This window comes from Huintestinicola butyrica (genome assembly GCF_025567215.1).
GTDB classification, from domain to species: Bacteria; Bacillota; Clostridia; order Oscillospirales; family Ruminococcaceae; genus Huintestinicola; species Huintestinicola butyrica.
Genome location: NZ_JAOQKB010000013.1, coordinates 20,028 through 35,755, shown reverse-complemented (window position 1 = coordinate 35,755; position 15,728 = coordinate 20,028). Strand labels below are relative to the sequence as shown.

The window sequence follows — 15,728 nt, the reverse complement described above, 5'->3', positions numbered from 1 at the left end:
TCACACAAGCGTGTATGTTCACGACATTTTGTCGGTAACATATGCGCTGTTTTTATGTCAAGATGAAAGGATATGATGTTATGAAAAAGATTTTTATTTCTCAGCCGATGAATGGCAAGAGCAAGGAAGAGATCCTCGCAGCAAGAAACAATATGATCGCCAAGGCTTCGGAAAAACTCGGAGATGAAGTGGAGGTTATCGACAGCTATTTCAAGGATTATGACCCTAAAAACGGCTGTATCCCACTGAAATATCTTTCAAAGGCTCTTGAACTGCTTGCCGATGCCGATATGCTTATTCTCGGTGATAATTGGGAAGCTGCCAGGGGCTGCCGAATTGAATTTATTTCCGCAATATCTTATGATATCCCTGCATATCAGTTCGATAGCAAGGGCGAGCTGGTCACTGCAAGGCATAACCCTATGGTCAAGCTTAAAGACAAGGAACCTATTTGCCTTATCGCTGACCTTCATATGTCGCCCGATGAATGCTATATCATTCACGGCTCCCACAAATCCTGTGATGATGTAACCCGTTTTACGGAAGACGATGTGGAGTTTATCATTATGTGATATGATATCGCAAACGGCTATAAATCATATTTTGTTGAAGCCGACAAAACATATCCCCCTCGAAATTAAGGGGGGTTAAACAGTAAATCAGCAGCTTTACGGCTGCTTTTTTTATGCCCTAAACGTGCTTACGGCGTTAAACTGAGGACGGAAAAAACAAGCCGACAGGCTATAAACGGAGGTAATCATAATGGCAGAAACAAACACAACCGTAACCGAAACCAACAAGGCTGAAAATGGCTCCACGGGAGCCTACGGAGGTGATCCCACACAGGCTGTAAAGGGCGGAGCAAATCTCCCTGAAAAGGCTGTATCTACGTCTGAGCCTGAGCAGACGGCAAAAACATTTACCCAGGCAGAGCTTGACGCAATAGTCAAGCAGAGACTTGAAAGGCAGGCAAAGGGACAGCCCTCAAAGGAAGAGATGGAAGCGTTCCGCAAGTGGCAGGACAGTCAGAAAACTGCCGAACAGCTTTCACAGGAAAAGATATCCGCTGCCGAAAATGGCAGGGCGGACGCTGAGAAGAAGCTTACCCTGCACAACACTGACCGCATCAGCACAGCAGCCAACACAACGCCCGCTGAGCAGTACACACGTGCCACAGTTAACGGAAACATGGGCACTGTACGTGTGCATTTTTATGTTGACGATGTGGGGACATGGCAGAATCTGCCCATTGACTACACGTCCTGGCACGCAGGGCAAAAGGGAAAGGCAGACGCATACGGCAGTGCTGCCGGAAATATGCAAACTATATCCATTGAATGTATTATGAACGGCAGCGGCGATAAAAAAGACTGCCAGGCACGTGACAATGCCGCACGTTTGACAGCATATCTGCTGGATACATACGGCGGAGATCTGTACACCCACAACTACTGGTGCAATGTCCGCAACGAAAAAAAAGGCAGCATTGAAGCCTTAAACAAGTTGGACGATGGATATAAAAACTGCCCCGTGTATATCCGCCCCAAGTGGGACAGCTTCACGGAACTGGTTAAGTCATACCGCAAGAACAACACAAAACTGTTCTATGTGCAGGTCGGGGCTTTTAGTTCCAGGGAAAATGCTGAGGCATATTTGGCAAAAGTCAAAAAATATTATCCGGGCGCATTTATTAAGGTGATGTAAAAATTTTCTCCCGCTCTCGTTTGAGGGCGGGAGATTTCTTGTTTAGTGAAAAGTAAAAGCGCCGAGAAGTTATTCCCGACGCTTTATTCATACGGAGAGCAGAGATGATAGAATGACTATTCCGTATTGGCTTATTACAACATTTTTTATGTTGTAGAATTTGAATGGCAGGGGCAGAAGGAATCGAACTCCGCATTTCGTTTCCTGTATCTTTTGCACATTCCCGCAAATGCCTATAATACGTACTTTTTTTGAGTATGTGCTTCCGGCAGTTTAGCATATTTATGAGTATGTTTTTATAACTTTAACGGACAAATAACGGACAGGATCTATGACACTTCTGCTTTTCAGCCATATTTCTCACTGAGGTAACTACGGCTGTTTTCATATTTATTATATCACTGTTGAAATCAGATTAATAGCGCAAATTATTGTTAGGTTTGAGTAATATTATTGTATTTGGGGAATAATTTGATATAATATATTTAAATGATTATTTCAAAAACAAATGTCACTACGAGTGCTAAAAGTGTAGGCAATAAATAGGCTGACAATGGAAATGTAATATGATATCCATAAGTATTTAGCAAAGCTCTCAGAATGGTTCTGAGAGCTTTATTCCTTACTCTAAGAAAATGCACAATGCATATACATAAACTTAGTATAAATATCACGAAATAACATTAAACCTCTTGTGATTTTCAAACCGATATAGTATAATTATAGTGGATTATTATATATTTCATCTACTACAAGAGGTGACAAAATGGAAAATAGCGCTGTTAATGAAAAATGGATAAGTATTGATGAGGCTGCTGATTACTTAGGAATAAAGCCTGTTACTATCCGAAGTTGGATCCGAAATAATAAAGATATCCCTGCCCACAAAATCGGTAAGCAATGGAAATTTAAACGTTCGGAGCTTGATGCATGGGTAAAGAGCGGCAAAAGTGCTATTGAGTAGGAAATATAGCAACTTAATTGTAAGGAGATTCGTATTATGGCGGTTAAGAAAACGGAATTATATAGTTCACTATGGGCAAGTTGTGATGCACTGCGCGGAGGAATGGATGCATCACAGTATAAGGATTACATACTAACCCTTTTGTTTATGAAGTATGTAACGGATAAGTATAAGGGACAGAAATACGGAGATTTGACCGTTTTCGATAAAGAACATGATCCCAATCCTGATCCCGAAAAAAGAATAGGCTGTTCTTTTGATGACTTTATTGCACTCAAAAACAAGAAGAATATTGGCGAAGGTATAGATAAAATTATTGCACGTCTTGCTGAAGTAAATGACAGTCTAAAAGGTGTAATTGACATCGCACATTTTAATGACGAAGCAAAAATCGGTAAAGGGCAGGAAATGGTCGATAAGCTCACAAAGCTTATAGCTATTTTTCAGCGCCCGGAATTGAATTTTTCAAACAATAAAGCCGATGGTGACGATATCATAGGTGATGCTTATGAATACCTTATGAGGAATTTTGCCACCGAAAGCGGCAAAAGTAAAGGACAATTCTATACCCCGGCAGAAGTATCACGCATTCTTGCAAAGGTCATAGGCATAGATAAATGTACGGATCATGATGCCACAGTATGTGATCCTGCTTGTGGTAGTGGTTCATTACTTATCAGAGCACTTGCAGAGGTCCCTTTCGAGATATCAGGTTATGGACAGGAAAAAGAGAGTTCGACGGCAGGTCTTGCTAAAATGAATGCCGTTCTCCATAATAAAGCTACTATCAAGATCATGGCAGGTAATACTTTTTCTGATCCTCAGTTTATCAAAAATGAAGATGCTTCCGAACTGGAACGATTTGATTATATTGTTGCGAATCCCCCTTTTTCCCTCAAAAACTGGTCAGATGGTTTGAAGGAGTATGGAAGGTTCTCAGGTTATGGAGATAGACCACCTGAGAAAAACGGCGACTATGACTGGTTGATGCACATATTAAAAACACTGAAATCTACGGGTAAAGCTGCTGTCATTCTCCCTCATGGTGTTCTGTTCCGTGGAAATGCCGAAGGTACTATTCGTCAGGCTATCGTTGATAAGGGCTGGATCAAAGGCATAATCAGTCTGCCGCCTAACCTGTTTTACGGTACGGGAATACCTGCTTGTATTATTATAATCGATAAAGAAGGTGCTGAAAACCGTTCCGGAATCTTTATGATAGATGCAGGCAAGGGATTTGTAAAGGACGGAAACAAGAACAGACTGCGTGAACAGGATATCTATCGTATTGTCACAACATTCAATGAGCAGATTACAGATGATCCTAAATATGCTCGCTTTGTTCCCAATAAGGAGATCAAAGAGAAGAATGGCTATAACCTGAATATTTCCCGTTACATAGATTCTTCCGAGCCTGAGGATATTCAGGATATTTATGCTCATATTCACGGCGGTATCCCTGCCGTGGATATAGATGCACTGAGTAAATACTGGGATGCATTCCCGACGCTGAAAGATGAGTTGCTCAGTTCGCTTAGTGATAGCTATTATAAGCTGAATGTGGAAGAAAGCGACATTCGCAGAACGATATATGCTAATGATGAATTCTCGGCATACGGAGAACTTATCGACAAGGCATTTACAGGCTGGAAATCTTTTGCAGATACAAAGCTGAAAAAACTTGATAGCTCCGTTTCTGCCAAAACTCTCATATCCGAGTTGGCAGAGAATATAATGAAAGCATTTGAAGATATCTTGCTTATCAACAAGTATGATATTTACCAGATACTTCTTGCATACTGGAACGAAGTGCTTAACGATGATGTTTCTTTGATAATCTCGGATGATAAGGGCTATGAAATTGCAAGAGAGACCGAGAACATCATGAAGGAGACAAAGAAAACCGATGCCGACGGCAACCCTGAGTTAAAGGTTGCAGGCTGGGAAGGCAAGCTTATTCCGAAGGAAATAGTTATCTCAGAGCTATTCCCCGAGGAGAAAAAGGCGATAGATGACCTTATGGATATTGTCGCAGAGACCGATTCAAGACTCATGGCAATGATCGAGGAATCGGCAGAAGACTCGGCATTATCAGAACTTGCAGAGGGTGGAAAAGTCAAGAGCAAGGACATTCAGGAGAAAATCGACAAGATCATGGAAAATGTCCATACTCCGCTTATTGACAGCCTTGTAACGCTTCTGAATCTTCTTCCGTCAATGAAAAAGAAGGAATATACACAGTATATCGACAAGCACACTGAACTGAAAGTTGCGTATACCGATAAAGGAACTGTAACCAATGCATCCATAAATAATGCTTTAAGTGCAGCCCGTGCAGAAGCGCCTGCACCTGCTGCATACGCCGATGACTATGAAGAGTTAAAGAAAGCGTTTGAGCTTGCACAAAGGTCTGAGGAATCGACTAAGCTTATAAAAGAAATGGATAAGGCGCTTGATGAAAAGGCTCGTGAGAGATATGTTTCACTTACCGACGAAGAGATCATGGAACTGCTTGTCAACAAGAAGTGGTATTATGCCATAGGCAAGGAAATTATTGATCTGTACACAGCGATCTCTCATAAGCTTGCCGAGCGTATCACCGAGCTTTCAAAAAGATATGAGCTTACACTTACAGACCTTGACAGTAAGATAAACGAAGCAGAATCATCACTGTCAGATATGCTTGGTGAATTAACAGGCGATGATTATGATATGAAAGCTTTTGCAGAGTTAATAAAATTGCTCGGAGGTTCAAACAATGTCGAATAATAACAAAACTCCGGCGATAAGATTCAAAGGATTTACTGACACTTGGGAACAGCGTGAGTTGAAAGAGCTTGCTTCATTTGCTAAAGGTTCAGGCTATTCTAAAAACGATATTAAAGAGCAAGGAACACCGCTTATTTTGTATGGTAGGCTCTATACAAAATACGAAACCAAAATATATGAGGTTGATACATTTGCAGAACCACAAAAAGGTTCGATTTACAGTAAAGGGTGTGAGGTAATCGTGCCTGCTTCCGGTGAAACTTCGGAGGATATTGCAAGGGCTTCATACGTCGCAAAATCGGGCATTCTGCTTGGTGGTGACTTGAATATAATCTATCCAAATGATACCATTGAACCGACATTTTTAGCACTTTCAATTTCCAATGGTGAGCAACAGAAAAATCTCGCAAAAAAAGCACAAGGAAAGTCTGTCGTTCATCTCCATAATAGTGACTTGGAAACAGTAAATATTGTTTATCCAACAAGAACAGAACAAGCAAGAATCGGACAGTATTTTGACCACCTCGACACCCTTATCACCCTTCATAAGCGTAAGTATGACAAGTTGATTCAATTCAAAGCGGCTATGCTGAAAAAAATGTTTCCCCAAAATGGTGCTGATAAGCCTGAAATAAGATTCAAAGGATTTACTGACGCTTGGGAACAGCGTAAGTTTGGGGACGAGAATGATTTGATTACAGGCCATCCATTTGAAAGTGAGTATTTTTCTGAAACAGGTATAAACTTGATTCGAGGAATGAATGTTAAAAGAGGGTACATTGATTTATCAAGTGAAATATGTGTTAAGTGGAATTCGTCAAAAGGATTAGAAAGCTACTTGCTTAAAGAAAACGATATAATAATTCAAATGGACGGTGCTTTAATTGGAAAAAGCTACGGTATAATCAAAAAAAGCCACTTACCTGCGTTATTAGTGCAACGTGTAACCAGAGCAAGAACAAACAATGAGATTGCTGATTCTAACTTCATGTATCAAACAATTCAACGTGATTTTTTGACATATATAAACATGAACAAGACGGAAACTGCTGTTCCACATTTAAGTTTAAATGACATCAAGAACTTTGACATTATGGTTCCGACTTTATTAGAGCAAAAGATGATAGGTGCCTTTTTTGATAACCTCGACACCCTTATCACCCTTCATCAGCGTAAGTGTGATAAATATAAAAGCATAAAAGCAGGATTGATCAGAAAACTTTTTCCATGAAATAACAAACACATTAAGGAGGAATGTACGTATGAGTATCGGTGATACCGAGAGAACCACGCAAAATCGTGTAATTGATTTCTTTAAGAACAGAAATATCCTCGATTATAAATATATTGGCAACCTGAAAGACAGAGCAAATAAAAATATCCGAGAAGACCGACTTCGTGCGTACCTTCACCTTAGCGGTTATAGTGAAAGGCTGATAGACGGTGCTGTTTCCGAACTTATAAAGGCTGCTGATGATATGACACATGGGCTTTATGATGCTAACCATAAGGTCTATACGCTGCTGAAATACGGTGCCAAGGTCAAGGAAACTCCCGAAAGCTCCCCTAAGACGGTTTACTTCATTGATGTTGATAACCCTTCAAATAATGATTTTGCAATAGCCGAGGAAGTAACGGTTATTGACCGTCAGGAGAAAAGACCTGACCTTGTTATTTATGTCAACGGCATCGCTATGGCAGTTATAGAACTTAAAAAGAGCAGTGTGTCCGTTTCAAACGGTATCAGGCAGAACCTTACCAATCAGAAGGACGGCTTTATTGCATCGTTCTTTACCACAGTGCAGTTTTGTATGGCAGGCAATGAAATAGAAGGTCTGCGTTACGGCACTATTCTGACAGGTGAAAAATACTATATGGAATGGAAGCCTGACGGATTCCATGAAAACGAAGACGAGCGTGATCCTGAAGATGCACGTATTATGGAATACTGCGATCATATAGATGATCTTCTGCTTCAGCAGCTGTATCAGATGTTCGATAAGAAACGCTTTATTGACCTCATTGAGAACTTTGTTGTCTTTGATAAGGGCATCAAAAAGGTGTGCCGTTATAATCAGTATTTCGGTATAAAACGTACTCAGAACAGATTAGCAAAACAGCGTGGCGGTATTCTATGGCATACTCAGGGCAGCGGTAAAACGCTGACAATGGTATGGCTGTCAAAATGGATCCTTGCCAATTGTAAAGAAGAAAACCCTCGTGTGCTTATCGTCACCGACCGTGATGAGCTGGACGAGCAGATCGAGAAGACATACATTGGTGTTGATGAAAAGATCACCAGAACCAAGAGCTGTGATGATCTGCTTCGCAAGCTGAATTCCTATGACAGTTCACTCTTATGTTCATTGGTGCATAAATTTGGTCGCCGTGGCGGAGAAGCTACTGAATCCGATTATGACAAGTATATTGATGAGTTGAAGAGGTCGCTCCCTGCTGACTTTAAGGCGAAAGGAAAAATCTTTGTCTTTGTTGATGAGTGTCACAGAACGCAGTCGGGCAAGCTTCATGCTGCAATGCAGGCAATCATGCCGGATGCGATATTCATCGGTTTTACAGGAACACCGCTCCTGAAAAAGGATAAGAAGACAAGTATAGAGGTGTTCGGCACTTATATTCATACCTATAAGTATAACGAAGCAGTGCGTGACGGTGTTGTACTTGATCTGAGATATGAATACAGAGATATCCCACAGGAGCTCAGCGCACATGACAGAGTTGACCAATGGTTTGACGTTAAAACACGTTCTCTTTCAAGCAGAGCTAAAGCAAAGCTGAAAGAGAAATGGGCAAGTATGCAGAAAATCTATAGTTCCCGTTCAAGGCTTGAACGTGTCGCTTGGGATATAATTCAGGATTTTGATTTAAAGCCACGCCTTATGGATGGCAACGGAAACGCAATTCTTGTCGCAGATTCGATCTATACTGCTTGCAAGTATTATGAGATCTTCCAGCAGAGAGGTTTCAAAAAGTGTGCCATCATATCCTCTTACACTCCGCAAGCCGGTGATCTGAGAACTGATACTGTAAGTGCCGATGATGAAACTGAAACTTTTGAAAAATACGAGATATATCTCCGTATGTTAGGACTTGATCCTGATAATCTTCCCGAAAAGCTATCCATTCAGAAAAAGGTTGAGGATTTTGAAAAGGATGTCAAAGATAAATTTATCAACCAGCCTGCAAATATGAAACTGCTCATTGTGGTTGATAAGCTCCTCACAGGATTTGATGCTCCGCCGTGTACATACCTGTATATTGATAAGAGTATGCAGGATCACGGTTTGTTCCAAGCCATTTGCCGTGTTAACAGACTGGATGGTGATACAAAGGAATTTGGATATATTGTTGATTATAAGCAGCTTTTCGGAGATTTAAAGAATGCGATGGACACCTATACATCGGGTGCATTTGAAAACTATGATCCGGAAGATGTCGATGGACTTATCAAAGATAGAAGCGCTGAAGCAATCAAGCATTTCAATGAAGTGTACGATCAGTTGGAAGAACTGTGCGAAGGCGTAGAAGCTCCAAAGGGTGATTTACAGTATATGCATTATTTCTGCGGAGAATCCGGCATGAGCGAAGAAACTGATGAGATCTATTCTCGTCTCAGAGAAAGGCTGTATAAGCTTGTAAGTGGTTTAGTTCGTGCATTTGCAGAAGCCAAGCCATACATGGTTGATATTTATACTGCCAAAGAAGTATCTGCATACGATGAAAAAGTAAAATTCTATGTTGAGCTGAAACAGACAATCGGAAATAAAAGCGGAGACTTCTTGGATTTTAAAGCTTATGAGCCGGATATGCGTAAATTGATCGACAACTATATTACAGCTTCAGATAGCGTTAAAATCGGTGAGTTCGATGATCTAACACTGCTTGATTTCGTAGCAGAACAGGGAGAAACCATGACTGATGAAAATGCTCCCTCAGATAAAAAAGAAGGAGCAGCTGAAGCGATTGAAAATAATATTCGTCGTAAAATGGTAGAAAAAGTTGCGGTCAACCCTAAGTATTATGAAAAGATGTCAGCAATACTGGATGAGCTGATTCAAAAAAGAAAGCAAGGCGTTATCTCTTATAAGGAACTCCTTGAGGAACAAATAAAACTTGCTAAAAATGTTGAACATCCGGAACAAAATGAAGACTATCCTGAAAGCATAAGAAAAAGTAAGGCTTTGCAAGCTCTATACGATAATACTGACGGTAATGAAATATTAGCAATCAAACTTCATAATGCTGTTCTTAGCAGTAAAATGAGCGGATTCCGTGGTGATCCTATAAAAGAAAACAGAATAAAGAAAGCTTTATTCATTATTCTTAATGATGATTCTGAAGTCGAAAGATTATTTAAAATCATCGAAAAGCAGGAGGAATACTAATATATGACAATTATGATTTCTGGCATACCTATTGATATCCATAAAAAGAATATCAAGAATATGCATCTTCAGGTCAAGCCTCCTGATGGACACGTCGTTATCTCTGCTCCGGCATCTATTGATGATAAGGCAATAGAAATATATGCCCGAACAAATCTTATTTGGATCAAAAAACAGATTGAAAAGTTTCAACATCAGGAAAGAAGCACTAAACGTCAGTATGTAAGCGGAGAAACGCTTTTCATATGGGGAAAACAATATTATCTATCCTTTCAGCCTAATTCACAAAAGAACGGATTTAAAATAAAAGGAGATAAGGTAATACTCTCTATGCGTGAAGAAAGTACAGTAAAGCAAAGAGAAAACTATGTGCGAGAGCAGTACCGTATCTTACTAAAAGCGGAAATTGAAAGATTACTTCCGAAGTGGGAAAGGCTTACCGCGCTATACTGTGATTCTTGGCAAACCAAATATATGTTAACTCGCTGGGGAACTTGTAATACAGAGAAGAAAAAACTATGGTTTAATTTACAGCTTGCACAGAAACCAATCGAGTGTTTAGAGTATGTAATATTGCATGAACTTCTCCATTTAAAGGAGCGTACTCATAACTCAGCTTTTATTTCATATATGGATTTGTACATGAAGGATTGGCGGGCTGTACGAAAAGAACTTAATGATTTAAGACTGGATTATTATAATATGGTCGAATGATGCGGTTGCTTGCCTTAGGCAGAGAAAGGAGTAAAAAATGTTAGATCAGCCCAAAGAACTAATAGAAAAGCATATAAAAACGCATACGGAAAGATCAGCAGAAGACAAAGCTGCTGTCTCTACATTAGAATTCTTTTTTCGTTCAAATGGACGCATCAACCCATTATTTGCATCTAACGATAAATGGCCTAACACCGATGGAACGTTTGAATATGTTGCAGACCCTGATGTATCAAGACGACCTAAGCAAAATTTCTTTGTTCAGATAAAAGGTTCACATTCATACAAAGAGGATAATGGGAGAATCAAGTATTCGTTGCAAAGCCTTGGTTTCCCAGCAACGATGGCTATGGATGTCACCTTAGACCCCGGAATACTCTTTGTTGTACTTGATCCTGACGAAAGAGGCTCTGAGCGTGTTTTCTGGAAATATATGTCAGTGGACTATATAAACTCGATTGATTTTTCCAAAGGTAGTACAACTGTTGCTTTTGAGGCAGAAGAGGAAATTTTTAATACCGATGAAAGTATTATTGATTTTTGTAAAAAACTTGATCGTATAATTGAACATCATTCATTTGTAAATAAGCTTAGTTCAACTCAGCTTAATCTTGATGATATCAAAAGAATTGTAATGGCTTGTGATAGGTCGATAGTCAGAAGTATTGATACAATAGAAAACCGTAGTGCAACCAGAGATGAAATATCTCAAGATATTCTACCAAGATTAAATGACCTATGCAGAGCTGCATTATTACAAAACTCTTATAATATTAGATGCACAAAGCCAAATCTTCAATTAGCATATGAACAAGCTCAACTCGATTTGAGGACTAAATATCTTGCCAATTTCTTACGATGCTTAAAGTATATTGATTGCCGAATTCCGGAAGAAGGTCAATCTGAACGCTTAATGTTAAAATACTATAACTTCATGTGGCAGATCAGAAAATACTTCTGGGATAACAATAGAATATCTATTCTTCAAAATCTTGAAAAGTTCCCACTTAACACAGACCAACTTGACAATGAGTACTATAACATAGTTGCAAAAGCAATTGAATCTACAGATTTATCACCTCATTCTTTGGAAAGCACACGTTTTTATGTTCAAAAGAAAACACCATTTTATGTTGGCACCGAACGCTATTATGAAATCACCTTGCAATTAGCCAATAAATATGCTACTAAATTTAATAGAATAACTGTTTATTCAAAGCAGAATATTTCAACTGCTTATTCAATTAATATTGGCTATACCGACACAACGATTGATTTATGGGGTATTGCTTCAAATATAAAAATCATCACAAACTGGAGGGTATCCATTGCACCTACTTGTTTAAACAAACTTGGAAGAATATTAAATATTCCATTAAGGTTGAATGCAAGCTATGGCGAGTATGCTGAATTAATGAGTTTTCTCACCAAAACGGGAATGACGTTGCTTGATATTATTGATTTACAAGAAATGGATTTCCATTCAATTCGCGATCAAATATATGGTAATACAAACACTAATCACTTTAGAGAAGTGATTGAGATATTGAGAAGAGATTATTCTTCCGATTCCGTAATATTTGGAAAAAATGTTGTTCGTTATCTTTTGATTAATCTTCGTGAAAAAAGTCTAATTGATGTAATGCCTAATAGATTCACAAAAATGCTAGCTGGTTCCCCTCTTTACCTTGCATCAGGATGTCGTCCATTTGAACGCAATCCGCTTCTAGCAAATTTACCACATAGTAAAACAGCTGAAGTTAGTATAACAAAAATACTTAGTGCATCTGGAACAGAAAAAATCAATATTCTTTTACCATATCTAAGAATAAGAAATGCGATAAATAAATCGGGTGAATTATATTTCAAAGCAAGCGAAATTGCTTCAGACAAATCCATTAACGATTATAATGAGTATTTAGTTGAGTGGGAGCAAGATCAAGGATATAGCATAGTAAATGATAGCGGCTTAGTTACAATATCTGCCTATGAAACCATTACACTTAAGATTCTACAGAGATTGTTAGATTTTACGCAAGCAGGAATTAAAGGTCAAAAAGAACTAAACGCACGATTTATAAAAGATCATTCAGCACTCTTTGAGAAGGTTGATGTTTCCAAGCAAAAAGCAATTAAATATGCTTTTGTTAATTCAAGAATACTGTTGATATATGGTGCTGCTGGAACGGGTAAAACAACACTTATTAATTATATATCTAGTCTTATGCCCAAATCAAAAAAGCTTTTTCTTACTAAAACACATGCTGCCATTCAACACCTTCAAAGAAGAATTGATAATCCAGGATCAGATTCTGATTTTATTTGTATTGATAGTTTTACAAGAAGAGTTAATTTGCCAGATTATGATATTATTTTTGTAGATGAGTGCAGTACAATAGATAATCGAACAATGCTTAACTTTATTAGTAAAATTAGTTCGGATTCATTGCTTGTCCTTGCAGGAGACATCAATCAAATCGAATCAATTGATTTTGGTAACTGGTTTTATTATGCCAAGCACATCATAACTACACATGGTGCTAATATTGAATTACTTGATACTTGGCGGACTCAGGAAGAAAGCCTACTGAGTCTATGGGAAGAAGTAAGGAACAATGATGTTAGGATCACCGAAAAACTCGTCATAGATGGACCCTTTTCAAAGGAAATAGGATCAGATATATTTACTTCTAATGTAACAGATGAAGTTGTTCTGTGCTTAAACTATGACGGAAAATTTGGGCTAAATAATATAAACAGTTATTTTCAAAATGCAAATCCAAATGGTGAAGCTATAATATGGCAAGGCTGGAGGTTTAAAAAGGGAGACAAAATCCTTTTTAATGATAACTCTCGTTTCACATACCTCTATAATAACCTTAAAGGAATTATTGTAGACATAGAAAAGACAGACGATCAAATAGCATTTATTATTGATGTCGAAACTATAATCACTGAACAACAGTGTAAATCAGACCAGATTGAGTATATTGACACACTTGATGAAAAAACTCGGATTAAACTTATTGTATATGCTTTCGATGAAGATGAAATTGATGACGAGGAAGACGCTAAGAAGACTATTATACCTTTCCAGTTAGCATATGCCGTTTCGATTCATAAAGCACAAGGCTTAGAATATGATTCTGTAAAAGTGATTATTCCCAGTGTTAATTCTGAAAAAATAACAAAAGGGGTTTTTTACACAGCAATAACTCGCACAAAGAAAAAACTAACGATTTACTGGAGTTCCGAAACGATGGAAGCAATTATTTCTGGCTTTTCATCTGAACATAGTGGTTTCAAGAGTCTGGATATAATAAAAAACAAACTAGCTCAGCTGTAAATAAAATTTAGTATCTCCCTATAGAACGCTCAAAGGTTGGATAATACAATCAAATAGCCATAAAAACGAAGCATTGAAGGTCGTAAATCTTCAATGCTTTGTTTTAGTTTATAGGCAAAATTTATAAACTGCATCCTACTTTATAGTAAACCGCCTGATACAAAATAACACAATACCGCATAACAGTTTACAAAATATTCAGGCACGCAAATTTTAAGTCTAAGCCATTAACAAATATAAGATATTCTGCATTTCAGGTGACGTTTGAGAACGTTTCGCAACGTTTGGCGCATTTTGGCGATGTTTCCGCTACGAAAGAGAGCTGCGTTTTTTGAAAATTCATTATGATATAATAATTTCAGCGGACAAAAAAATTTTTCCGCATCAAAATGAAAGAAGTGATACCAATAAAGAAGCAAGTCATAAAATCCTAAACAAATGAAATGTACCGATATGATACCGGAATAAGAGTACCGCACATATAAAAAGTACCGAAAGGAGGAAGGATGTATATGCTGCCCCGAAAACCGCAGCTGCACGGAGTCAGAACCGCACCCTTGCCGCTTGAGAACCGCAGTGTCAAAGTGCATCAACATTACCCAACATATTAGTCAGCATAGGCCTGCCCGGTACATCAGCACCGGACAGACCCACAGCATTTAATTATTCATACTTGCGAACGATCATTCTAATCTGCTCGGTAATATCCTGCTCCGCCCAGGTGTGCTCATCAACAGGCTCTTCAGAAAACAATTCAAGGATTTCAGCATTTGCAGCGGAAACGTTTTGACAGTGCAGAAATAACCATGAATAGCGTTCATCGAGCATGACTTCATTCACCGTCATGACTCAACCTCCGATGATACTCCATAACGTTCACGCATTGATATCCTGCCGTCTATCGGCATAATAAATGAGTTGTGAATGATCCTGTCCATGATTGCTTCTGAAATGGGGCTTTTGCTTCCGGGATCAGGATTGATCCTTTCATACCATCCCTCCGGTTCATACTGTGTGCAGAAGATCATTGACCTTTTGCAGCGAGCCTCGGCGATTTCAGGCATAATGTACGATTCTGCAGGTGTAAGCCTGCGGATAAGCCATTCATCAAGGATAAGCAGATCAACTTTCTTGTATGCGTCAATCACCTTCTTGAATTCACCGTTATCTTTAGCAACAGTAAGTTCATCAAGCAGTTCAGGCATACGGATATATTTTACTGTCCTGAACCTACGGCAGGCAGAATTGCCAAGAGCACAGGCAATATACGTCTTTCCATTCCCCGATGCACCCTTGAGAATGATATGATACCCATCGTCAATGTATTTGCAAGTGGAGAAACGTAATATCTGTTTTTTGTCAAGGTGTCTGTCCTCAAGGTATTCAATGCTCTCAATAGTAGCGTTGCTCTCTGAAAAGCGTGCATTATGTATATATCTGTTAAGCTTATTCGCTTGACGTCGGTCCCATTCGCAGTCAACAAGCAATCCCAGACGTTCTTCAAATCCAGGACTTGAAAAGTTAGCATTATCCGCAAGCTGACGTTCCGGTTCAGAGGCAAAAGCGTTCATCTTCATGCTGCGCAAACGCTGCACTGTGAATATATCATTCATTGTCCGCACCTCCCTTTCTGAAGTATGCGGCTCCACGGGTAATGCCATATTTATTGCAACTGTCCTCGGCATCAGACTTTGCATCAGTATTTTCCGACGGCTGTCTGCTGTTCTTGAGAATGGTGGTTATTGTACGGATCGACGGTGCAGACGAGAGCGGGATCATTCTTTCACAGGCGCTTTCAAGCTTCTTTTTACTATATTTTTCACCCGGT

At 39.0% G+C, this 15,728-nt stretch carries 11 protein-coding genes; 8 read left to right on the top strand and 3 right to left on the bottom strand.

Annotated elements, in window-relative coordinates; translation table 11 throughout:
* Nucleotides 1-80 precede the first annotated feature (80 nt).
* The 8 genes from OCV68_RS12100 (at nt 81) to OCV68_RS12065 (ending at nt 13,900) form a co-directional block, all read left to right on the top strand.
* On the top strand, nt 81-572 hold the full coding sequence (locus OCV68_RS12100; protein ID WP_262572976.1) for a hypothetical protein: 492 nt from the start codon (nt 81-83) through the stop codon (nt 570-572).
* Nucleotides 573-762: 190 nt separating this feature from the next.
* Nucleotides 763-1,704, top strand: a complete 942-nt coding sequence (locus tag OCV68_RS12095; protein WP_262572974.1) for an N-acetylmuramoyl-L-alanine amidase — start codon at nt 763-765, stop codon at nt 1,702-1,704.
* Nucleotides 1,705-2,470: 766 nt separating this feature from the next.
* Entirely contained in the window at nt 2,471-2,668 is a 198-nt protein-coding gene (locus OCV68_RS12090; RefSeq protein ID WP_262572972.1) for a helix-turn-helix domain-containing protein, read from the top strand.
* A gap of 36 nt (nt 2,669-2,704) precedes the next feature.
* The gene (locus tag OCV68_RS12085) at nt 2,705-5,437 is read left to right on the top strand and encodes a type I restriction-modification system subunit M (RefSeq protein ID WP_262572970.1); all 2,733 of its coding nucleotides are present in this window, start codon (nt 2,705-2,707) and stop codon (nt 5,435-5,437) included.
* Nucleotides 5,427-6,668, top strand: a complete 1,242-nt coding sequence (locus tag OCV68_RS12080) for a restriction endonuclease subunit S (RefSeq protein ID WP_262572968.1) — start codon at nt 5,427-5,429, stop codon at nt 6,666-6,668. The genes OCV68_RS12085 and OCV68_RS12080 overlap by 11 nt, the downstream gene beginning before the upstream one ends.
* 31 nt (nt 6,669-6,699) lie before the next feature.
* Nucleotides 6,700-9,840, top strand: coding sequence for a type I restriction endonuclease subunit R (locus OCV68_RS12075; protein WP_262572966.1), 3,141 nt, complete (start codon nt 6,700-6,702; stop codon nt 9,838-9,840).
* A 3-nt stretch (nt 9,841-9,843) separates the two neighbouring features.
* The gene (locus tag OCV68_RS12070; protein WP_262572964.1) at nt 9,844-10,554 is read left to right on the top strand and encodes a M48 family metallopeptidase; all 711 of its coding nucleotides are present in this window, start codon (nt 9,844-9,846) and stop codon (nt 10,552-10,554) included.
* Between the two features lie 37 nt (nt 10,555-10,591).
* Nucleotides 10,592-13,900 carry an ATP-dependent DNA helicase gene (locus OCV68_RS12065; RefSeq protein WP_262572962.1) on the top strand — a complete coding sequence of 1,103 codons (3,309 nt, stop codon included), beginning with the start codon at nt 10,592-10,594 and terminating at the stop codon, nt 13,898-13,900.
* 663 nt (nt 13,901-14,563) lie between these two features.
* Here the strand turns inward: OCV68_RS12065 and OCV68_RS12060 are convergent.
* From OCV68_RS12060 to OCV68_RS12050, 3 genes are read right to left on the bottom strand one after another with little or no spacing between them, the layout of a single operon-like run.
* A complete protein-coding gene (locus OCV68_RS12060) occupies nt 14,564-14,746 on the bottom strand; it encodes a hypothetical protein (RefSeq protein WP_147623139.1) in 183 nt (60 codons plus the stop codon).
* Nucleotides 14,743-15,513 (bottom strand): ATP-binding protein, encoded by a 771-nt coding sequence (locus OCV68_RS12055; protein WP_262572960.1) that lies wholly within the window; start codon nt 15,511-15,513, stop codon nt 14,743-14,745. The genes OCV68_RS12060 and OCV68_RS12055 overlap by 4 nt, the downstream gene beginning before the upstream one ends.
* Nucleotides 15,506-15,679 (bottom strand): hypothetical protein, encoded by a 174-nt coding sequence (locus OCV68_RS12050; RefSeq protein WP_262572958.1) that lies wholly within the window; start codon nt 15,677-15,679, stop codon nt 15,506-15,508. Before OCV68_RS12050 ends, OCV68_RS12055 begins: the two co-directional genes overlap by 8 nt.
* Between the last annotated feature and the right edge of the window lie 49 nt (nt 15,680-15,728).